This is a genomic window from Pseudonocardia sp. HH130629-09 (genome assembly GCF_001294645.1).
In the GTDB taxonomy this organism is placed as follows: domain Bacteria; phylum Actinomycetota; class Actinomycetes; order Mycobacteriales; family Pseudonocardiaceae; genus Pseudonocardia.
Genome location: NZ_CP011868.1, coordinates 4392999 through 4412865 on the forward strand (window position 1 = coordinate 4392999; position 19867 = coordinate 4412865).

General features: G+C 72.2%; 21 protein-coding genes. 5 read left to right on the plus strand and 16 right to left on the minus strand.

Going from position 1 to position 19867, the window contains the following annotated elements; genetic code table 11:
- Window positions 1–43: 43 nt before the first annotated feature.
- Together XF36_RS20210 and XF36_RS29615 are read right to left on the minus strand one after the other, a co-directional pair.
- Window positions 44–601 carry a PH domain-containing protein gene (locus XF36_RS20210; protein ID WP_060713169.1) on the minus strand — a complete coding sequence of 186 codons (558 nt, stop codon included), beginning with the start codon at window positions 599–601 and terminating at the stop codon, window positions 44–46.
- 4 nt (window positions 602–605) lie between these two features.
- Window positions 606–758, minus strand: a complete 153-nt coding sequence (locus XF36_RS29615) for a hypothetical protein (protein WP_020623561.1) — start codon at window positions 756–758, stop codon at window positions 606–608.
- 109 nt (window positions 759–867) lie between these two features.
- On the opposite strand from XF36_RS29615, the gene XF36_RS20215 reads away from it, so the two are divergent.
- A complete protein-coding gene (locus XF36_RS20215) occupies window positions 868–1272 on the plus strand; it encodes an NUDIX hydrolase (protein ID WP_060713170.1) in 405 nt (134 codons plus the stop codon).
- A 109-nt stretch (window positions 1273–1381) separates the two neighbouring features.
- On the opposite strand, the gene XF36_RS20220 is transcribed toward XF36_RS20215, so the two are convergent.
- Window positions 1382–1885, minus strand: a complete 504-nt coding sequence (locus XF36_RS20220; protein WP_020623563.1) for a MaoC family dehydratase — start codon at window positions 1883–1885, stop codon at window positions 1382–1384.
- Window positions 1886–2250: 365 nt separating this feature from the next.
- Between XF36_RS20220 and corA the strand changes: the two genes are divergently transcribed.
- Entirely contained in the window at window positions 2251–3357 is a 1107-nt protein-coding gene (corA, locus tag XF36_RS20230) for a magnesium/cobalt transporter CorA (protein WP_051050136.1), read from the plus strand.
- Window positions 3358–3390: 33 nt separating this feature from the next.
- Here corA and XF36_RS34990 read toward each other — a convergent pair whose 3' ends face one another.
- The 7 genes from XF36_RS34990 to XF36_RS20265 form a co-directional block, all read right to left on the minus strand.
- Entirely contained in the window at window positions 3391–4788 is a 1398-nt protein-coding gene (locus XF36_RS34990) for a class I SAM-dependent methyltransferase (RefSeq protein WP_064485468.1), read from the minus strand.
- A 151-nt stretch (window positions 4789–4939) separates the two neighbouring features.
- Entirely contained in the window at window positions 4940–5134 is a 195-nt protein-coding gene (locus XF36_RS20240) for a YbdD/YjiX family protein (RefSeq protein ID WP_238588971.1), read from the minus strand.
- Between the two features lie 2 nt (window positions 5135–5136).
- Window positions 5137–7383 (minus strand): carbon starvation CstA family protein, encoded by a 2247-nt coding sequence (locus XF36_RS20245; protein ID WP_060713172.1) that lies wholly within the window; start codon window positions 7381–7383, stop codon window positions 5137–5139.
- 143 nt (window positions 7384–7526) lie between these two features.
- Window positions 7527–8048, minus strand: a complete 522-nt coding sequence (locus tag XF36_RS20250; protein ID WP_060713173.1) for a general stress protein — start codon at window positions 8046–8048, stop codon at window positions 7527–7529.
- A 167-nt stretch (window positions 8049–8215) separates the two neighbouring features.
- Entirely contained in the window at window positions 8216–9409 is a 1194-nt protein-coding gene (locus XF36_RS20255) for an acyl-CoA dehydrogenase family protein (RefSeq protein ID WP_060713174.1), read from the minus strand.
- A 46-nt stretch (window positions 9410–9455) separates the two neighbouring features.
- Entirely contained in the window at window positions 9456–10415 is a 960-nt protein-coding gene (locus XF36_RS20260) for an HpcH/HpaI aldolase/citrate lyase family protein (protein ID WP_060713175.1), read from the minus strand.
- Between the two features lie 161 nt (window positions 10416–10576).
- Entirely contained in the window at window positions 10577–11503 is a 927-nt protein-coding gene (locus XF36_RS20265) for a PhzF family phenazine biosynthesis protein (RefSeq protein ID WP_060713176.1), read from the minus strand.
- A 66-nt stretch (window positions 11504–11569) separates the two neighbouring features.
- Here XF36_RS20265 and XF36_RS20270 point away from each other — a divergent pair, with 66 nt between their 5' ends.
- A complete protein-coding gene (locus XF36_RS20270) occupies window positions 11570–12889 on the plus strand; it encodes a magnesium transporter MgtE N-terminal domain-containing protein (RefSeq protein WP_060713177.1) in 1320 nt (439 codons plus the stop codon).
- Window positions 12882–13409: a DUF1003 domain-containing protein gene (locus XF36_RS20275; RefSeq protein ID WP_060713178.1), complete on the plus strand. Its 528-nt coding sequence runs from the start codon at window positions 12882–12884 to the stop codon at window positions 13407–13409. The genes XF36_RS20270 and XF36_RS20275 overlap by 8 nt, the downstream gene beginning before the upstream one ends.
- A gap of 4 nt (window positions 13410–13413) precedes the next feature.
- Here the strand turns inward: XF36_RS20275 and XF36_RS20280 are convergent, their stop codons facing one another.
- Window positions 13414–13896 (minus strand): MarR family winged helix-turn-helix transcriptional regulator, encoded by a 483-nt coding sequence (locus tag XF36_RS20280; RefSeq protein WP_060713179.1) that lies wholly within the window; start codon window positions 13894–13896, stop codon window positions 13414–13416.
- Between the two features lie 133 nt (window positions 13897–14029).
- Here XF36_RS20280 and XF36_RS20285 point away from each other — a divergent pair, with 133 nt between their 5' ends.
- The gene (locus XF36_RS20285; protein WP_020624329.1) at window positions 14030–15178 is read left to right on the plus strand and encodes an Mrp/NBP35 family ATP-binding protein; all 1149 of its coding nucleotides are present in this window, start codon (window positions 14030–14032) and stop codon (window positions 15176–15178) included.
- Between the two features lie 78 nt (window positions 15179–15256).
- On the opposite strand, the gene XF36_RS20290 is transcribed toward XF36_RS20285, so the two are convergent.
- The 5 genes from XF36_RS20290 to XF36_RS20310 all read right to left on the minus strand — a co-directional run bounded on the left by XF36_RS20290 (window position 15257) and on the right by XF36_RS20310 (window position 19800).
- Window positions 15257–16513: an aspartate aminotransferase family protein gene (locus XF36_RS20290; RefSeq protein WP_060713180.1), complete on the minus strand. Its 1257-nt coding sequence runs from the start codon at window positions 16511–16513 to the stop codon at window positions 15257–15259.
- A gap of 343 nt (window positions 16514–16856) precedes the next feature.
- Complete coding sequence (locus tag XF36_RS20295; protein ID WP_060713181.1) at window positions 16857–17786, minus strand: AEC family transporter; 930 nt, start codon at window positions 17784–17786, stop codon at window positions 16857–16859.
- A 65-nt stretch (window positions 17787–17851) separates the two neighbouring features.
- A complete protein-coding gene (locus XF36_RS20300; RefSeq protein WP_369804865.1) occupies window positions 17852–18523 on the minus strand; it encodes a GntR family transcriptional regulator in 672 nt (223 codons plus the stop codon).
- Window positions 18510–19262, minus strand: a complete 753-nt coding sequence (locus XF36_RS20305; protein WP_060713182.1) for a maleate cis-trans isomerase family protein — start codon at window positions 19260–19262, stop codon at window positions 18510–18512. The genes XF36_RS20300 and XF36_RS20305 overlap by 14 nt, the downstream gene beginning before the upstream one ends.
- Before the next feature lie 40 nt (window positions 19263–19302).
- Entirely contained in the window at window positions 19303–19800 is a 498-nt protein-coding gene (locus XF36_RS20310) for a DUF3830 family protein (RefSeq protein WP_060713183.1), read from the minus strand.
- Window positions 19801–19867 lie beyond the last annotated feature (67 nt).

Here is a 19867-nt window from a genome sequence, read left to right on the forward strand (position 1 = left end):
GACCGACACTAGCGCCGCGCGGATCCCGCGACGGACACGCGGGTCAACGCCGCCAGCGTGGTTTGGCGAGCATGCCCGTCGCGCGGGTCTTGCCCTTCTCCCCGAAGACCAGCTCGGAGAGCGCCTCGTAGATCTCCTCGGGCCGCGGCATGTAGTCGATGCGGTTGAGCGCCTGGATCTGCCCCGCGGACTCGACGACCATCGTCCCGTAGCCGAGCATGCGCCCGGACAGCGAACGCTGGAACGTGAGGTCGGTGACCTTGCCCAGGGGCATCATGCCGACGTTGTGCACGATGATCCCCTGGGCGATCATCACCCGCTTGTCGGTGATCACGATCCGCTCGATCCACCAGAGGATCGACAGCGCCGTGTAGCGCAGGACCGCGACGACGACCAGGTAGAACGTCAGGTTGTCGACGACGACGTCCAGGACCGGGTCGGTCCCGGGGCGGTCGAGCAGCTGCTCGATCCCGACGACCACGATGATGAACAGCGCGGTCTGCCAGATGTGCTTGACCATCACCGCCCAGTGCTGGCGCACACGGATGACGCGCCGCTCCGTGGGGAGCAGGTACTCGTCGATCTCCCGGGGCGCGAGCACGGGCTCAGATCAGGTTGGTGACGAACACCGAGACGGACTGCGCGGCGTCGTAGAGGATGTTGCCGACGTTGGTGACCGAACCGGCTGCACCATTGGGATTGGTGATCACCAGGAAGATCCCCAGCGCCACCGCAACCAGGATCAGGATCTTCTTCACGTTCCCTGCCCACCCGTTTCTCGGTGTGTCGGACACACAGACATGTCATTGGTACCGGAGGGCCGGCTGGCCCCGGTACCGGCACCCGAGCAGCGTACCGTCGTTTCGGATGACCGACAGTAGCCGACACGTCGCCTGCGTGGGTGGAATCGTGTTCGACCCGGACGGACGATTGCTGCTCGTCCGCCGGGCCAACCAGCCTGGTCGGGGGCTGTGGTCGGTCCCCGGTGGGCGGGTCGAGGCCGGCGAGAGCGAGCACGACGCGGTGGTCCGCGAGCTCGCCGAGGAGACCGGTCTGACGGTGGTCCCCGGCCGGCTCGCCGGGGTGGTGTTCCGAGGCCCGTACCGGATCGCCGACTACGTCTGCGCCCTCGCGGCGGACGCGGGTGCGCCGCGGGCCGGCGACGACGCCACCGACGCCCGGTTCGTCGACCGGGCGGGCTACGCGGCGCTGGCCGTCGTCGAGGGCCTCACCGAGACCCTCGGCGGCTGGGACTGTCTGCCCCGGGCCTGACCACCACGGCGGGTGCCCGACCGCCCCAACGGTATGCGTGTGGGTGACACACGACGGCCCCCGCTCCGGTGGGAGTCGGGGGCCGGTCCGCCGAGGTGCGGCCGTCGGGTCAGACCTGCGGCGTGGGACGGCCGGGCTGCTCGCCGCCGCGGCTGTCGCCGTAGGACCGCTTCGGCACCATGACCTTGCGGCGGAAGGTGCAGACGACGGTGCCGTCCTGCTTGTAGCCGCGGGTCTCGACGTACACCACGCCGCGGTCGTCCTTGGACTTCGACGGGGTCTTGTCGAGGACCTCGGTCTCGCCGTAGATCGTGTCGCCGTGGAAGGTCGGCTTCGTGTGCTTGAGCGACTCGACCTCGAGGTTCGCGATCGCCTTGCCCGACACGTCCGGCACCGACATGCCCAGCAGCAGCGAGTAGATGTAGTTGCCGACCACGACGTTCTTGCCGAAGTCGGTCGTCTCCTCCGCGTAGTGCGCATCCATGTGCAGCGGGTGGTGGTTCATGGTGAGGAGGCAGAACAGGTGGTCGTCGTACTCGGTGACCGTCTTGCCGGGCCAGTGCTTGTAGACGGCACCGACCTCGAACTCCTCGTAGTAGCGCCCGAACTGCACCGTTCACGCTCCCATCACGCCGTCGATTCGTTGCGGGAGTAATCTATCCGGTGGCCCGCGCGAGGAAGGGCGGTCCGGCTCACACGTGCGCGGTCGGGGATGTCACATCACGGTGACGTCGGCCGGCGCACGGACGAGACACAGGACGGTCCGCCGAACAGCAGGGAGGTGAGTGCGGTGTCCGCGTCCCAGACACCGGCGAGCAGTAGGTGCCGCCTCCCGCTGCGCACGGCCCCGAGGTACGTCCGGCGCTGATCCCGGCGGGAGGCGAGTTCCGGCCCGGCGGCCGCCCTGCGCGGTCGCACCGTCACCCGGTGCCGCTCGTCCCCTGAGCCGCGCCGGCACGCCCGGAGGTGGACCTCGTGATGCCCTCGCTCTCCCAGCTGCGCCCCACCATCCGCCCGTCCCGGCGTGCCGAGCGCGCCGCGGCGCGGGCCGCCGCGAGCCCGCCCGTCCGGCTGCGTGTCCCCCTGTCCGCCTACGTCGTCGACTGCGGCGTCTACCTCGACGGCCACCGGCTCCCCGGCCGCTGGACCCACGACGAGGCCATCGCCGAGGTGCGCGAGCGCGGCGAGGGCTTCGTCTGGATCGGGCTGCACGAGCCCGACGAGGAGCAGATCTCCGGCATCGCCGAGACCTACGGGCTGCACGAGCTCGCCGTCGAGGACGCGGTGCACGCGCACAACCGCCCCAAGCTCGAGCGCTACGACGACACACTGTTCATGGTGCTCAAGACCGTCCGCTACGTCGGGCACGCCGACCCGACGACGTCGAACGAGATCGTCGAGACCGGCGAGGTCATGGCGTTCCTCGGGCGCGACTTCGTCGTGACCGTCCGGCACGGCCGCCACACCGGCCTGCGCGAGGTGCGCCGACGCCTGGAGGACGACCCCGAGCAGCTGTCCCTCGGCCCGGCCGCGGTGCTGCACGCGATCGCCGACCACGTCGTGGACTCCTACATCGAGGTCTGCCGGCAGATCGAGGACGACATCGACGCCGTCGAGGCCGAGGTGTTCTCCCCGCGCTCGACGATGAACCCCGAGCAGATCTACGTCATGAAGCGCGAGATCCTCGACCTGCGCCGCGCCGTGATGCCGCTGGTCGGGCCGATGCGCAAGCTCGCCGAGGGCTACAGCGCCCTGGTCCCGCACGACGTGCGGTCCTACTTCCGCGACGTCGACGACCACCTCGGGGGCGTCGCCGAGCAGGTGGCGGGCTTCAACGAGCTGCTGACCACCCTGGTCGACGCGGTCCTCGCGAAGATCAGCATGCGGCAGAACAACGACATGCGGAAGATCACCGCCTACGCGGGCCTGATCTCGGTGCCGACGATGATCGCCGGTGTCTACGGCATGAACTTCGACTCGATGCCCGAGCTGCACTGGGACTTCGGTTACCCGATGGTCCTGCTCGTCATCGCGACGCTGTGCGGGCTGCTGTACCGCAACTTCCGCCGCAACGGCTGGCTGTAGACCGGGCCGGCCCTGGGCCGGGGAGCCCGCCGGTCAGACCTGGCGGGTACCCGTCGGCGGGGTCGGCGGCTCGTCGTCCTCGGCGGGCGGGGGCGCCTCGCCGGGGCGCGGCCGCGGGGGGCCGGGGCGGCGGAGTCCGACCGGGCGGTGCGGACGAGGGCCGGGTGTCGGACGCCGGGGGCCCGTGGCACCGGGGTCGGGCTCTCCAGGGCCGGGTCCCGCGGCAGCGGGGTCGGATCCGGCCGCGCCGGGGTCCGCGGAGCCGGGCCCTGCGGAGTCGGGTCCTGCGGAGTCGGGTCCTGCGGAGTCGGGTCCTGCGGCAGCGGGGCCGGGTCCCGCGCCGGGGCCGGAGGAGTCGGGCCGGGAGCCCGGCAGCCCGTACCGCAGCGCCCGGGCGACGCCGTGCCCACGCGGACGGGTGTCCGGGTCCTCGTCGGAGGTGGGGTCGTCGTGGGCGCCCGACCCACCCCGGTCCTGGTCGTCCGGCCCGTCGCCGGTGTCGTCCCGGTCGGCGTCGCCGCCGTCGAGCACCTGGTCCGGGAGCGTCTCGGCGTAGCCGGGGTCCTCGGGGCCACCCTCGTCGACGGGCCCGGTCGTGTCCCGGTGGGCGGGGACGGGCTCGTCCCGCCGCGGCCGCCACCCGGCCGCGGCGATGGCCGAACCGCGGGCGCGGCGTTCCTGCCGCTCCCCCACCACGTCGGGCTCGTCGAGGCGCCGCCCCAGGAACGTGTGCACGAGGTGCTGCTGGACCCCGCCGACGGTCTGGACGCGCACGTCGCCGAACCCGGCGCGCTCCATCCGGTGCACCATCTGCTCGGGCCCACCGGCCGTCGCGACCCGCCGGGCCCGGTAGCGCGCGAGATCCGCGGCCCCCCAGCGCAGCGAGGCCATCGGGAGCATCCAGGTCCAGTTCGCCGCGGTCCACCGCATCCGGCTCCGGCCGCTGACGGCGTAGTCGTGCACCGCCATCGGGGCGCCGGGGGCGAGCAGGCTCAGCAGTCGGCGTAGGCCGTGTTCGGCGTCGGGCAGGTTGGACACCAGGAAGGACGCGAGGATCCCGTCGAACGGGCCCTCGACACCGGCCTCGGCGAGGGTCTCCAGCCGGGAGTGCACGAACGTCACCCGGGGCGACCAGTTCTTCCGCCGGGCGACGGCGAGCATCTCCGCGGACGCGTCGACCGCGACCACCTCGGCACCCCCGACGCTGGTCAACAGCGCCTCGGTGGACACCCCGGTACCGCAGCCGACGTCGAGCAGCCGCAAACCGTGGCCGTCGCCCAGCCCCATCCGCGACGCCGACACCCGCAGGTGGGTACGGTAGCCGGGCAGGGTCGCGACGAAGGCGTCGTAGCCCGCGGCGCCCCGCCCGTAGGCACGGTGCACCGTGGCCGGGCGGATCTGGTCGCTCTCCTGCCACGCCTCGCCGCTCACGGGGCCTGATCCTGCCCGCACCGACCCGAGTCCGGAACCCGACGCGCCCTCCCCGGTGGGGTGTGACACCCAGCCGGGAGGGCGCGCTGGGCCGAACGTGGATGCCCGGCCACCCGTGCGGCGCAACGGGACCGGCCGGAATGGCGCCACCTCAGCAGCAACGCCCCTGCGGGTTGCTCTCCTGGTACGCAGTGCGGGCCCGCCAGTACTCCCGCTCGCTCATCGGCGGGTGGTGGTGCCCGCTGCGACGGTGGTGGTCGAGGTAGCGGTCGTACAGGTCCGCCCCGATCACCCCACGCCACCAGTCGTGCAGCGCCCGCAGCCGGGTGAGCGTCCTGGCCGTCACGGTCAGTGCCCCGACCGGGCCGGGGTCCCGACCGCCTCGGTCCACTCCTTCTCCAGCTCCTTCTCCGCCGGGGTCGCGATGATCCCTGCCGGGGCGTAGAGCCGCGAGGGCACCGGCTCGTCCTCGTTGTCCGGGCGGCCGCCCATCGCGATCGACCTCCAGGCGGCCAGGGCCGCGGCGACGATCACGACGAGCGCGAGCGTCACGAAGAGGATCGACAGCGTGCCCTGCACGAAGGTGTTGCGGACGACCGCCGCCATCGCCTGCGGGGTGCCCGCGGTGCCGAAGCTCGTCTCCCCGGACGCGATGGCCCCCCGGAACGCGAAGTGCTGCGCCCAGTACCCGATCTTGGGGTCCGGGGAGAAGATCTTGTACATCGACGCCGTGACCGTCACGACGGCGGCGAACGCCAGTGGGACGACGATGATCCACAGGTAGCGCACGCGCCCCCGCCGGGCCGCGATGGCCAGACAGACCGCGAGCGCGATCGCCGCCAGCAGCTGGTTCGCGATGCCGAACAGCGGGAAGAGCGTGTTGATCCCGCCGAGCGGGTCGGTCACACCCATCACCAGGATCGCGCCCCAGCCGCCGACCATCAGCGCGGTGCAGATCCAGGCGGCCGGCTTCCACGAGGTGTCGGCGAACCGCGGGACCACGGTGCCGATGGCGTCCTGCAGCATGAAGCGCGCCACCCGGGTGCCCGCGTCGACGGCGGTGAGGATGAACAGCGCCTCGAACATGATCGCGAAGTGGTACCAGAAGCTCATCATCGCCGGCCCGCCGATGAACTGCGCCATGATGTTCGCCAGGCCGACCGCGAGGGTCGGGGCGCCACCCGTGCGCGAGACGACGGACTCCTCGCCGACCAGGGCCGCGGTCGTCGCGAGCTGGTCGGGGGTCACGTTGACGCCCATCAGCCCGAGCTGGTTCACGAACGCGGCAGCGCCCTCGACCGTCCCGAGCGTCAGCGACGCGGGCGAGTTCATCGCGAAGTAGAGCCCGCGGTCGATCGACAGCGCCGCGACCAGCGCCATGATCGCCACGAAGGACTCCATGAGCATGCCGCCGTAGCCGATCAGGCGGGTCTGGCGCTCCTTCTCGACCAGCTTCGGGCTGGTCCCCGAGGAGATCAGGGCGTGGAAGCCCGACAGCGCGCCGCAGGCGATCGTCACGAACAGGAACGGGAACAGCGACCCGGCGACGACCGGCCCGTCGTCGCGGCCGGCGAACTCGCTGAACGCCGGCGCGGCCAGCTCCGGGCGGACGACGATGATCGCCACGGCGAGCAGCACGATCGTGCCGATCTTCATGAACGTCGACAGGTAGTCGCGCGGGGCGAGCAGCAGCCAGACCGGGAGCACCGCGGCCACGAAGCCGTAGATGATCACGCCCCAGGCGATGGTGGTGCGGTCCAGGGTGAACAGTGCCTGGCCCCAGCCGGTCTCGGCGACCCAGCCGCCGGCGACGATCGCGCCGATCAGCAGCGCGAAGCCGATCCAGGAGACCTCGGAGACCTTCCCCGGTCGCAGGAAGCGCAGGTAGACGCCCATGAACAGGGCGATCGGGATGGTCAGCGCGACCGAGAATACGCCCCAGGGGCTCTCACCGAGGGCGTTGACGACGACCAGGGTGAGCACCGCGATCAGGATGATCATGATGGCGAGGGTCGCGATCAACGCGGCGATGCCGCCGACCCGGCCGAGCTCCTCGCGGGCCATCTGGCCCAGCGAGCGCCCGCCGCGGCGCATCGAGAAGAACAGCACCAGGTAGTCCTGGACCGCACCGGCGACGATGACCCCGACGATGATCCAGATCGTGCCGGGCAGGTACCCCATCTGCGCGGCGAGGACCGGGCCGACCAGCGGACCGGCACCGGCGATCGCGGCGAAGTGGTGGCCGTAGAGGACCCGCCGGTCGGTCGGCAGGAAGTCCTGTCCGTTCTCCTTGTACTCGGCCGGGGTTGCGCGCCGGTCGTCCGGACGCAGCAGCCTGTTCTCGATGTAGCGGGAGTAGAACCGGTACGCGATCGCATAGGTGCTCACCGCGGCGAACACGAACCAGATCGCGTTGACCGTCTCCCCGCGGACCAGCGCGAGCATCACCCACGCCAGACCGCCCAGCAGGGCGATCCCCACCCACACCGCGATCTTCCACGGGGTCCACGCCCGCTGTTCGGCGAGGAGCACCTCGTCGTCCACCGCCGCCGGCGGGAGCTCGCGCTCCGCCGGTCCGCCTGACACCTGTGTCATCGCGCCCCTCCGATATGTCCGACGCGCGAACTATAGGAGGCGATGCGGCGTGTGGGAACAGATGTCCGACCGCCGACGCACGACGGCCGTCGCCACCCGGTCGGGTGATGACGGCCGTGGGGTCGTACGGGCGCAGGAGCCGGTCAGAAACCCCCGCCGGGGCTGCCCATCGCCAGCTTGGCCAGCATCTCGCGGGCCCGCTCGGCGTTGCGCGGCTCGCACAGGACGTCGTAGCGGCCCGCCACCATCTGGCTGGCGGACTGGAAGTCCCGGCGGCCCTTGCTCGCGCTGTAGCTGACCGCGGCGAAGGCCATGAAGAACACCGCGCCGGACACCAGGCCGACGACGATGGGCAGGAAGTTGCCGTCCGGGGAGAACATGAACAGCAGGAGCCCGACGAACAGACCCAGCCAGGCACCCTGCGCCGCGCCGGAGGCGAGTACCCGGCCCCAGGTCAGGCGGGCGATGACCCGCTCGACGAGCATCAGGTCGACGCCGACGATCGTCACGTCGGCGACCGGGAAGTCGGAGTCGGCGAGGTGGTCGACTGCCCGCTGCGCCTCCTCGTAGGTGGCGTAGGAACCCACCGGCCACCCGGTCGGCGGAGTGGGCAGCTGCGGCAGGCCCGGAGCCGGACGAGTCTGGCCGCCGAAGGGATTGGTCATGGCGTGCTCCTCGTGGAAGATGTCCTGTCTCGTCGTCGGTGCAACGTTCGACCGGACCGCGACGTGCCCCGAAGACTAGTCCCGGAGCCGCAGGTCACACCCCACCGACCGGACGACACGGCACCGCACCCCCGGGACGGGGTACGGGGCCGTGGACGCGGGTGCGGTCAGCGCAGCTTGTAGTCGCGCAGCAGCCCCCGGGAGATGATCGTCTTCTGGATCTCCGAGGTGCCCTCGCCGATGAGCAGGAACGGCGCCTCGCGCATGAGGCGCTCGATCTCGTACTCCTTGGAGTAGCCGTAGCCGCCGTGGATGCGGAACGCCTCCTCGGTGACCTCCTTGCAGTACTCCGAGGCGAGCATCTTGGCCATGCCGGCCTCGACGTCGTTGCGCTCGCCGCGGTCCTTCAGACGTGCGGCGTTGACCATCATCAGGTGCGCGGCCTCGACCTTGGTCGCCATCTCGGCGATCTTGAACGCGATGGCCTGGTGCTGCACGATCGGCTTGCCGAAGGTGGAGCGCTGCTGGGCGTACTCGACACCGAGCTCGAAGGCCCGGATCGCGATGCCGCAGGCGCGGGCGGCGACGTTCACCCGGCCGACCTCGACGCCGTCCATCATGTGCGCGAAGCCCTTGCCGCGCTCCCCGCCGAGGATCTGGTCACCGGAGATCCGGTGGCCCTTGAACACCAGCTCGGTGGTGTCGACCCCCTTGTAGCCCATCTTGTCGATCTTGCCGGGGACGACCAGGCCGGGGGCGACCTCGCCGTAGCCGGTGGGCTTCTCGACGAGGAAGGTGGTGAGGTTCTGGTGCGGGCGCTCGGCGCCCTCGTCGGTCCTCACCAGCACCGCGGTCAGGTTCGACGTGCCACCGTTGGTCAGCCACATCTTGGCGCCGTCGATGACGTACTCGTCGCCGTCCTGCACGGCCTTGGTCTTGATCGCCGCCACGTCGGAGCCCAGGTCGGGCTCGGACATGGAGAACGAGCCGCGGGTCTCCCCCGTGGCCATCTTCGGCAGGTACTTCTCCTTCTGCGCCTGCGTGCCGTGCTGGCGGAGCATGTACGCCACGATGAAGTGGGTGTTGATCACGCCGGAGACGCTCATCCAGCCGCGGGCGATCTCCTCGACCACCAGGGCGTAGGTGAGCAGCGACTCACCGAGACCGCCGTACTCCTCCGGGATCATGAGGCCGAACAGCCCCATCTCCTTCATCCCGTCGACGATGTCCTGCGGGTAGGTGTCCGCGTGCTCCAGGGCGGTCGCGTGCGGGATGATCTCCTTGTCCACGAAGGAGCGGACGGTGGACAGGATCTCGGTCTGGATGTCGGTCAGACCGGCGGTCTGGGCGAGCCGGGCCATGCTGGTTACTCCTCGGTGAGCGTCGTCGGTCGGCGGGGCCGGGCCCTCAGGACTCCGGCGGCGTCCACTTGTCGGTGCGGGTCATGCCCGCCGCGCGCCCCTTGCCCGAGATGACCAGTGCCATCTTGCGGCTGGCCTCGTCGATCATCTCGTCGCCGATCATCGCCGCACCGCGCTTGCCGCCGGCCTCGGAGGTGAAGTACTCGTAGGCGTCGAGGATGTTCTCGGCGTGGTCGTAGTCGCTCTGCGCCGGGGAGAAGGTCTCGTTGGCGGCGTCGATCTGGCCGGGGTGCAGCACCCACTTGCCGTCGAAGCCCAGCGCGGCCGAGCGGCCGGCGACCCGACGGAACCCGTCCACGTCCTTGATCTGCAGGTACGGCCCGTCGATGGCCTGCTTGTCGTGCGCGCGGGCCGCCATCAGGATCGACATGAGGATGTGGTGGTAGGCGTCGCCCACGTCGTAGCCGGGGGGCTGCTCCCCGACGACCAGCGACTTCATGTTGATGGAGGCCATGAAGTCGGCCGGACCGAAGATGATCGTCTCGACGCGCGGGGACGCGGTGGCGATCGCGTTGACGTTCGTCAGGCCCAGCGCGTTCTCGATCTGCGCCTCGATGCCGATCTTCCCGACCTCGAGACCGTTCGTCTTCTCGATCTGGGTGAGCAGCAGGTCCAGCGCGACGACCTGCTGGGGGGTCTGCACCTTCGGCAGCATGATCGCGTCGAGGTTCGCGCCCGCGCCCTCGACGACCTCGATCACGTCGCGGTAGGTCCACTCGGTGGTCCAGTCGTTGACCCGGACGACGCGGATCTTCTCGCCCCAGCCGCCCTCGTTGAGGGCCTCCACGATCGTCTTCCGCGCACCGGGCTTGGCCAGCGGGGCACAGGCGTCCTCCAGGTCGAGGAAGACCTGGTCGGAGTTCAGCGTGCGCGCCTTGTCGATGAACTTCTGGCTCGATCCGGGCACGGCCAGGCAGGACCGGCGGGCGCGGAGGGTGGTGCTCACAGGCGGGCTCCTCGTCGAGTTCGTCCTCGCCCGGATCGCGGCGACGACGTCGTCACGACCCGGGCGCTCGGGCTGGGGACTGATGCTGGCACGACGACGGCCGCGGCGCCCCGTGCAGGTGATTGGTTTCTCACCCGCCGGTGGCGGTGGTTACCCGTCGGTCACCCCTGTTCGGGAGGTGGGGTCAGGGAGCCCCTGGCCACCGCGACGACGGTCCCGCCGACCCAGCTGCCGACGGCCCGCCCGCCCTCGGTGCGGACGCCGGCGTAGAGGGTGGACGGGCGGTCCATCTCCACCCCCTGGGTCACGACGAAGGAGTGCTCGCCGTCGTCGGTGACCAGACCGCGGTCGGCGAGGAAGATCCCGAGCGCGACGGCGGCCGAGCCCGTCGCCGGGTCCTCGGGCACCCCGATCCCGATGCCGAACATGCGGGCGTGGACCCGCTCGGCGGTGGCGTCGACGGCGGCGACGAGCACCCCGGTCGCGCCGCTGCCGGCGACCGCGGCGGCCAGCGCCGCGGGGTCGGGCACCGCGCGGGCGACCGCACCGGCGACGACGAGCAGGATCGCGAAGTCGGTCCCGGCACCGGCCACACCCGGCACGGCGGCGCCGTCGACGTCGTCGGGGCCGAGGCCGAGCACGGCGGCGAGGCGGACGGCGTCCAGCTCGGCGCCGACCGACGGCGTGCCGCCCCACACCCGGGCGCCGGTCCCGTCGACCCGCACCGGCAGCAGCCCGGCGCCGCACTCCTGCACACGGTCGCCCTCGCCGATGACGCCGTCGCGGGCCAGCACCCAGGCGGTGCCGACACTGGGGTGCCCGGCGAAGGGGAGCTCGGCGAGCGGGGTGAAGATCCGCACCCGGTAGTCCGCGCCGCCCTCGGCGTCGCCGGTCGGGGCCAGCGGGAACGTCGTCTCCGACAGGTTGAACTCCCGCGCGATGGCCTGCATCCGGGCCGTGGACAGCGCCTCGGCGCCGTGGACGACGGCCAGCGGGTTGCCGGCGTACGGACGGTCGGTGAACACGTCGACGATGTCGTAGCGGAGGGGTTCGGGGTCCCGGCCGGGATCGTGCTGCGGGTCGTTCACGGCGGGCGAGCCTAGTCACACGGCCGGGGCGGCCGCGGGACCGCCGGGGGTCCTAGTCTCGGCGCCATGGCCTCGGTACGGGTGTTCGTCGCGCGGATGGCCGGCCTGGCCGTCTACGGCCCGGACGGCGAGCGGATCGGCAAGGTCCGCGACGTCGTGGTGTCGCTGCGCGTGGACAGCCATCCGCCGCGGGTGCTGGGCCTGGTCGTGGACCTGTCCGCGCGCCGCAGCATCTTCGTGCCGATGCTGCGGGTCGCCGACATCGCCCCGACCGCGGTGACGCTGGCCAGCGGCTCGGTGAGCCTGCGCTCGTTCGACCAGCGCCCCAACGAGACCCGGGTGCTCGGCCAGCTGCTGAACTCCCCCGCGACGGTGCGCGAGAACGGGACCGAGGGCTCGGTGGTCGACGTCGCGATCGAGCCGAGCCGGACCCGGGACTGGGTGATCACCAAGGTGGCGCTGCGGTTCCGGCGGACCCGGCTGGCGCGCAGGCCACGGGTCGAGGTGTACGGCTGGGAGGCCGTGTCCGGGCTGGACGTCGCCGCCGCGCAGGGTGCGGACCGGCTGCTCGCGGTGTTCGACTCGATGCGCCCGGCCGACGTCGCCGCGGCGCTGTCGCGGCTGCCCGACGACCGGCAGCGGCACGTCGTCGACGCCCTGGACGACGAGCGGCTCGCCGACGTGTTCGAGGAGCTGTCCGAGTCCGACCAGCGCGGGCTGCTCGGCTACCTCGACGACGACCGCGCCGCCGACGTCCTGGAGGCGATGAGCCCGGACGACGCGGCGGACCTGCTCGGCGAGCTCGACGACGACGAGGCCGGTCGGCTGCTGGAGCTCATGGAGCCCGACGAGTCCGAACCCGTGCGCCGCCTGATGCGCTACGAGTGGGACACCGCGGGCGGCCTGATGACCCCGGAGCCGATCACCCTGGCGCCGGACGTGACCGTCGCGGAGGCACTCGCCCGGGTGCGCAACCCGGAGGTGCCACCGGCCCTGGCCTCGATGGTGTTCGTCGTCCGTCCGCCGACGGCGACCCCGACCGGGCGCTACCTCGGCTGCGTGCACGCCCAGCAGCTGCTGCGGGCGGCGCCGTTCGAGCTGGTCGCGGGCATGGTCGACGCCGACCTGCCGCAGCTGGGCCCCGAGGCGGGGCTCGGCGAGGTGACCCGCTACTTCGCCAGCTACAACCTGGTGGCGGGCCCGGTCGTCGACGCCGAGGACCACCTGCTGGGCGCGGTCACCGTCGACGACGTGCTGGACCACCTGCTGCCGCAGGGCTGGCGCGACCGCGACCTCGCCCCGGGTGAGGTGCACGGCGGCCCGCTGGCCGCTACCGCGAACGGCGGCAACGGCCGCTCGCGCGACGGGGAGGTGCACGGTGGCTGAGCCGGGGATCGGTCGGCGGCTGGACCAGCCGCACGTCGGGCGCCGGCGGTTCGAGGTGGATCCGGACGGATTCGCCCGGTTCTCCGAGCGGATCGCCCGGTTCCTCGGGACGGGCCGCTTCCTCGCCATCCAGACGGTGATCGTCACCGTGTGGATCGCGCTCAACGGGTTCGCCTGGGCGGGCCGGTGGGACCCGTACCCGTTCATCCTGCTCAACCTGGCGTTCTCCACCCAGGCCGCGTACGCCGCACCGCTGATCCTGCTGGCCCAGAACCGGCAGGACGACCGGGACCGGATCGCGCTGGACGAGGACCGCAGGCGTGCCGAGCGGACGAAGGCCGACACCGAGTTCCTCGCCCGGGAGCTGGCAGCGCTGCGGCTGGCCGTCGGGGAGACCGCGAGCCGGGACTACCTGCGCGGTGAGCTGGAGAAGCTGGGTGACCGGCTCGACGACGCCCTGGCACGCAGCCGCGGCGAGGAGCCCCCGGTCGAGCCGGGTGCCCGCAAGAAGAAACGCTGAGCGCTCAGGGGATCAGGCGGCCCATGATGCGCTCGAGCGCGGCGAGGTCCTCGGCGTCGAGCCGCTCCACGAAGTGCGCGCGGACTCCGCGCAGGTGGGTGACCGCGGCGGTGCGCAGGCGCTCGTAGCCGGTGTCGGTGAGCCGGGCGGTGACCCCGCGGCCGTCGTCGGCGACCTTGGCCCTGGCGACGAGCCCGACCCGCTCCAGGCGGTCGACGAGCCGGGTCACCCCGGAACGCGAGAGCAGCACGGCGTCGGCCAGCTCGGTCATCCGCAGCCGGTGGTCGGGGGCCTCGGACAGCTGGACGAGCACGTCGTAGGCGGCCAGGGAGAGCTGCTGCTCGCTCTCCAGCTCGGCCTCGAGCCGTCGCGTGATGCCGGCGTGCGCACGCAGGAAGCTGCGCCACGACGCGAGCTCGGCCGGAGTCGGGACCACGCGCCGGCGCACCGGGTGCTCGCGCGTCGGGGTGCCGGTCGTGTCGTCCATCGCAAGAATGCTAGAGACACCCGGACCGCCCCGTCAGCGCGGAGGTGCCGCGTGACACCGCCGGTGACCCGGAGACCCCGGAACAGCCCACGTAGCATGGGGTGACGCGAGAGGAAAGAGGTCGTAGGAGCTCATGTCCGTCACCAGCAGCACCAGCACCGTCGTCGAGGCCGTGCGCGCCGCCCTCGGCACCGTCGAGGACCCGGAGATCCACAAGCCGATCACCGAGCTGGGGATGGTCAAGAGCGTCGACGTCTCCGCCGACGGCCTCGCCCACGTCGGGGTCTACCTGACCGTCGCGGGCTGCCCGATGCGGGAGACGATCACCTCCCGGGTCACCGAGGCCGTGTCGAAGGTCCCCGGCGTCGAGCGGGTCGAGGTCGAGCTCGACGTCATGAGCGACGAGCAGCGCACCCAGCTGCGTCGTTCGCTGCGCGGCGACGCCGACGAACCCGTGATCCCCTTCGCCCAGCCCGGCTCGCTGACCCGCGTGTTCTGCGTGGCGTCCGGCAAGGGCGGCGTCGGCAAGTCCTCGGTCACCGTCAACCTGGCCGCGGCCATGGCACGGCGCGGGCTGAAGGTCGGTGTGGTCGACGCCGACATCTACGGCCACTCGGTCCCGCGCATGATCGGCGCCGCGGACCGGCCCACCAAGATCGAGAACATGATCATGCCGCCGCAGTCGCACGGCGTGAAGGTCATCTCGATCGGCATGTTCACCGACGGCAACACCCCCGTCGTCTGGCGCGGCCCGATGCTGCACCGCGCGCTGCAGCAGTTCCTGGCCGACGTGTTCTGGGGCGACCTGGACGTGCTACTGCTCGACCTGCCCCCGGGCACCGGCGACGTCGCCATCTCGACCGCCCAGCTCGTGCCGAACGCCGAGCTGCTGGTCGTCACCACCCCGCAGCAGGCCGCTGCCGAGGTCGCCGAGCGGGCCGGGTCGATCTCCACCCAGACCCGCCAGCGCCTGGCCGGGGTCGTGGAGAACATGTCCTGGATGGAGATGCCCGACGGCTCGCGCAACGAGATCTTCGGTTCGGGCGGCGGGCAGACCGTCGCGGACTCGCTGAGCCGCACGGTCGGCACCACGGTGCCGCTGCTGGGTCAGATCCCGCTCGACGTCGCGCTGCGCGAGGGCGGCGACGCCGGCACCCCGATCGTGCTCGGGAAGCCGGAGTCGGCGGCGGCGCAGGCCCTCGACGCGATCGCGGAGAAGCTGACCGTGAAGGCCCGCGGCCTGGCCGGGATGAGCCTGAACATCTCCCCCGTCGGGCGCTGACCCGCACACCCTCCGACACCACGAGGCCCCGCACACCCGACCGGTGTGCGGGCCCTCGTCCGTCCCCCGGGGCGGGTCTCAGGACAGCGCGTCGTTCAGCGCCTTGGTCCAGAGCGCCAGGCCCTCGTCGACCTGCTCTGAGGTCACGACCAGCGCCGGGATCATCCGGACGACGTTGCCGTACACACCGCAGGTCAGCAGCAGCAGCCCCTGCGCGGCGGCCGCGGCGTGCACCTTCGCGGCGGTGGCGCCGTCGGGCTTGCCGTCCGCGTCGACGAACTCGATGCCGATCATGAGTCCGCGGCCGCGGACGTCGCCGATGGCGGCGATCCCCTGCGCGGCGTCCCGGACCCCGGCGAGGAGCTTCTCGCCCTGCACCCGGGAGTTCTCGACCAGCCCCTCGCCCTGCACGACCTCGAGGGTCGCGAGTGCGGCGGCGCAGGCGACGGCGTTGCCGCCGTAGGTGCCGCCCTGCGAGCCGGGCAAGGCCTGAGCCATGAGCGCCTTGGGCGCGGCGATGGCCGAGAGCGGGAAGCCGGACGCGAGCCCCTTGGCGGTGACGATGATGTCCGGGACGAGACCCTCGGCGTGCTGGTGGCCCCAGAACTTCCCGGTGCGGCCGTAGCCGGTCTGGACCTCGTCGGCGATCAGCAGGATGCCGTGCCGGTCGGCGCGCTCGCGCAGGCCCTGGAGGAACGCGGGCGGGGTCGGGACGTAGCCGCCCTCGCCGAGCACCGGTTCGACGATGAACGCGGCGACGTCGGACGCCGGCGCGGTGCTCGCCAGCTGGCGGTCGAGCTCGGACAGGGCGAACGCGACGGCCTGCTCCTCGGACCAGCCGTAGCGGTAGGCGTAGGGGAAGGGTGCGAACGCGACCCCACCCATCATCGGGCCGATCCCGGCCCGGATCTTCGCCCCGGAGGTGGTGAGCGCCGCGGCACCCATGGTGCGGCCGTGGAAGCCGCCGTCGAACGCGACGATCAGCTGCCGGCCGGTGGCCTGGCGGGCCAGCCGCACCGACGCCTCGACGGCCTCGGAACCGGAGTTGGTGAAGAACACCGAGTCGATGCCCTCGGGGAGCACCTCGCCCATCCGCTCGACCAGCGCCAGCAGTGGCTGGTGCATCACGGTCGTGTACTGACCGTGGATCAGCGTGGCCACCTGCTCCTGCGCCGCCGCGACGACCCTCGGGTGGCAGTGCCCGGTGGAGGTGACGCCGATGCCGGCGGTGAAGTCGAGGTGGCGGCGCCCATCGGTGTCGTACAGGTAGACGCCCTCACCGCGGGCGGCCTGGACCGGGGTGGCCTGCTTGAGCAGCGGGGACAGCTGTGCCATGGGTTCGCAGCTCCTGGTGCGTCGAGGGTGGTGCGTCTCAGGTTGTCGAGTTGTCGACAATCCTAGGGAAACACGGGTGGGTGGGTCCGGGCAAGGGTCGCCCGGGCCCGCCTTTGCTCTGCTCACCGATACGCATCAGGCACCCGGGGCGACCCGGCGCTGCGATCCCGGACGGGCCCGCGTCGCGGGCGGACAGCCGTCGTCGGCGGCGCGACGCGGGTGGCCGGCCGGCTGTGAGGCCGCCCGGCACCGGCGCGGGGCCGGTGCTGCGTATCGGTGAGCAGAGCAAAGGGACGAGCGAAGAACCCCCTCATCCCGGACGTGGCGACGAGGAAAGCCCTGGTCAGGCCAGCAGGGCGGCGATCACCAGCAGCACCGGGACGGCGACGACCGTCGAGGCCAGCGCCACGTCGCGGGCCAGCGGGACGGCGCGGTCGTACCGCACGGCGTAGCCGAAGACGTTCTGCGCGGTGGGCAGCGCGGCCAGCACCACCGCGGCGAGCAGCGCCGGGCCGGTCAGGCCGAGCACCACCGCGGCGAAGGCCCAGGCGATCACCGGGTGCGCCACATTCTTGATCGCGACGGCGGTCCACACCGAGACCGCGGTCTCCCCCGTCCCGGGGCGGCGGGCGCCGTGCAGGGATATGCCGAACGCGAGCAGCATGGCGGGCACCGCGAGGTCGGCGAGCAGCTCGATCGGGGCGGTCACCGGCTCCGGCAGGACGACGCCCGTCGCGGAGACGGTCAGCCCGGCGGCGGTGGCGATCGCGATCGGGTTGCGCAGCGGGGCGAACGCGACCCGGACCCACCCGGGCCGCTCGCCGCGGCCGTCGCCGGGCAGGACGTCCATCAGGGTCGTGAACAGCGGGGTCAGGATCGCGAGCTGGAACAGCAGCACGGGGGCGACGGCGGCGGAGTCGCCGAGCACGTAGGTCGCGATCGGGATGCCGAGGTTGCCCGCGTTGACGTAGCCGGACGCCATCGACCCGACGACGACCTCGCCGGCCGGGCGCCGACGGAGCAGCGCGAGCGGCACGAAGAGCAGGCAGGCCACGGTGCTGGTGACCGCGGTGACGACCAGCCCCGAGGACAGCACGGCACCGACGTCGGAGTGGCTGAGGGTGGTGAACAGCAGCGCGGGCGTCGCGACGAAGAAGGCGGTGCGGGCGAGGACCTTCGAGCCCTGGTCACCGAGCAGGCGTCCGCGGCCGAGGACGTATCCGACGGCCACGACGACGCCGATGACCAGGAAACCCTCGAGGACGCCCACCACGTGCCGACATGTTACGTATGCGAACTAGTCCCCGGGGTGTCCGGCGGTGCGGTTCACAGGTGCGCTCAGGCCGCGCCGGGCATCGCGGCGAGGATCCGGCTGACGGCGTCGTCCATGTGCGCGGCCAGCCGGTCGAGCAGCAGCTCGGTGCGGCCGTCGCGCAGGGCGTCGCGCAGCAGTTCGTGCTCGGCGAGCAGCGCGCGGGCGGGCGGGGCGGTCTGCTGGAACGCGGCGAGACACATCCGCGTCTCGACGAGGAGCCCCTCGGTCATCCGGCGCAGCCGCGGGCTCCCCGAGGCGGCGACGAGCGCGGCGTGGAAGTCGTGGTCGGCGTCGGCGAGCGCGACGGCGTCGCCCGCCTCGGCCGCGGCGGCCATCACCCCGAGCGGGATCTCCAGCGCGACGACGGCGGCGGCCCGGTCACCCTCCAGCACCTTCAGCGCCGCGGCCCGCTCGACGGCGGTGCGCGCCAGGTAGACGTCGCGGACGTCGTCGGGACCGAGCTCGCGCACGAACAGGCCGCGATGGCGTTCACTGCGCAGCAGCCCCTCGGCGACCAGCCGCTGCATCGCCTCCCGCAGCGGGCCGCGGCTCACCCCGAGCCGGTTCGCGAGGTCCACCTCGCCGAGCTGGGTGCCCGGCGCGAACGTGCCGCGCATGATCGCGGCACGGATCCGGTCGGCGACGATCTCCGCGGTGGAGCGCCGGCTCACCGGCTCGAGCTCAGAGACGTCCAGGCCCACGACTCCACCCCCTCCGGAACAGTGTCCCCAGGCCGGGACGGTCGATGTCGGCCCCGGCCAGGCGCAGGCCCTGCCAGATGCTCACCTGGTTCGCGGTCAGCACCGGCCTGCCCACCCGCGCCTCCAGCGCGTCGAGCACGTCCACGGTGTGCAGCGCGGTGTCGGGCAGCAGCACCGCGTCGGCGCCGGGCGCGTCCGAGGCCACCGCGGCGGCGAACTCCAGCACCGACTCCGGCGGCAGCGTCCCGACCTCGGCGGCGGTGATGATGTCGCGGGCGGACAGCGTGTGCACGGAGATGTCGTGATGGGTCAGGAAGTGCACGAAGGCGCCGGCGACGTCGGGCGGGTAGGTCGCCCCGACCGCCACCGAGCCGATTCCGAGCCGTCGACAGGCGTCGACGAAGGCGAACGACGTGCTCGACGTCGGCACACCCGACACCTGTTCCAGCGCCGCGACCTGCCGGGCGGCACCGTCGGGGCCGAAGATGAACGACCCCGAGGTGCAGGCCCAGACGACCGCGTCCAGCGGGCCCGCCTCCGCGGCGACCCGGCGTGCCCCCTCGGCGAGGACCTCGTCGCCGCCGATGGCGAGCAGCGCGTCCTCGCGGTGGGCGTCGGTGGCCATCTCGGTGTGGACGAGGGCGAGCCGGCTGCCGTCGGCCAGCAGCTTCTCGGCGCGCGGGTAGTCGTCCTCGGCGGAGAAGCCCGGGTAGAGGAATCCGACCGTGCTCATGTTGTCGACAATCCTACAGAGACCAGGGTCGCCGCAAGGGTCACGACGCCCGTGAGTAGACGAGCCGCTCCCCCACGCTGCCCGCGCGCCACACGTCGTGACAGGCGGTCGCCATCGCGTTGAGCCCGTCGACGATGGTGGCGAACACGTTGCCCGGCACCCAGCCGACGTCGCCGTTGAGCAGCAGGTTGTTGCGCCCGTAGAAGATCGCGAGGTCGATCCCGCCCTCGGCGGCGTCGATGCCCTGGTCGTCCTTGAACGCGCTGTCGAGCATCCCGCCGTGGAAGTCAAAGTAGCAGACGTCGCCCGGGATGGGGGTCACCGTCGGGTTCTCCTGCCCGATCCGCGGGCCGAATCGCGGGACGATCGTGTAGACCTCGTTGCGGGCGTACTTGGCGTGCTGTGCGTCGCCGCCCTGCGGGCCGTCGGCCAGCGCCTCCCAGACCGCCGCGGCGGTGCGGGGCGCCTCGGTCTCCAGCAGCGCCGCGGTGCAGGCGACGCCCCGCTTCGCGAGCTCGATCCTGATCAGCTTCGTCATCCGATCCCCCTGTCCGATACGCGGATTGTTGACAATCGTAGGTGCGCTTCCTAGCGTGTCAACGCCG

What these genes read in the sequence shown, in the direction of transcription:
- XF36_RS20215 (WP_060713170.1), top strand. Translation starts at nt 868, where the DNA reads ATGACCGACAGTAGCCGACACGTCGCCTGCGTGGGTGGAATCGTGTTC.
- corA (WP_051050136.1), top strand. Translation starts at nt 2,251, where the DNA reads ATGCCCTCGCTCTCCCAGCTGCGCCCCACCATCCGCCCGTCCCGGCGT.
- XF36_RS20245 (WP_060713172.1), bottom strand. Translation starts at nt 7,383, where the DNA reads ATGACACAGGTGTCAGGCGGACCGGCGGAGCGCGAGCTCCCGCCGGCG.
- XF36_RS20250 (WP_060713173.1), bottom strand. Translation starts at nt 8,048, where the DNA reads ATGACCAATCCCTTCGGCGGCCAGACTCGTCCGGCTCCGGGCCTGCCG.
- XF36_RS20255 (WP_060713174.1), bottom strand. Translation starts at nt 9,409, where the DNA reads ATGGCCCGGCTCGCCCAGACCGCCGGTCTGACCGACATCCAGACCGAG.
- XF36_RS20270 (WP_060713177.1), top strand. Translation starts at nt 11,570, where the DNA reads ATGGCCTCGGTACGGGTGTTCGTCGCGCGGATGGCCGGCCTGGCCGTC.
- XF36_RS20280 (WP_060713179.1), bottom strand. Translation starts at nt 13,896, where the DNA reads ATGGACGACACGACCGGCACCCCGACGCGCGAGCACCCGGTGCGCCGG.
- XF36_RS20285 (WP_020624329.1), top strand. Translation starts at nt 14,030, where the DNA reads ATGTCCGTCACCAGCAGCACCAGCACCGTCGTCGAGGCCGTGCGCGCC.
- XF36_RS20290 (WP_060713180.1), bottom strand. Translation starts at nt 16,513, where the DNA reads ATGGCACAGCTGTCCCCGCTGCTCAAGCAGGCCACCCCGGTCCAGGCC.
- XF36_RS20305 (WP_060713182.1), bottom strand. Translation starts at nt 19,262, where the DNA reads ATGAGCACGGTCGGATTCCTCTACCCGGGCTTCTCCGCCGAGGACGAC.
- XF36_RS20310 (WP_060713183.1), bottom strand. Translation starts at nt 19,800, where the DNA reads ATGACGAAGCTGATCAGGATCGAGCTCGCGAAGCGGGGCGTCGCCTGC.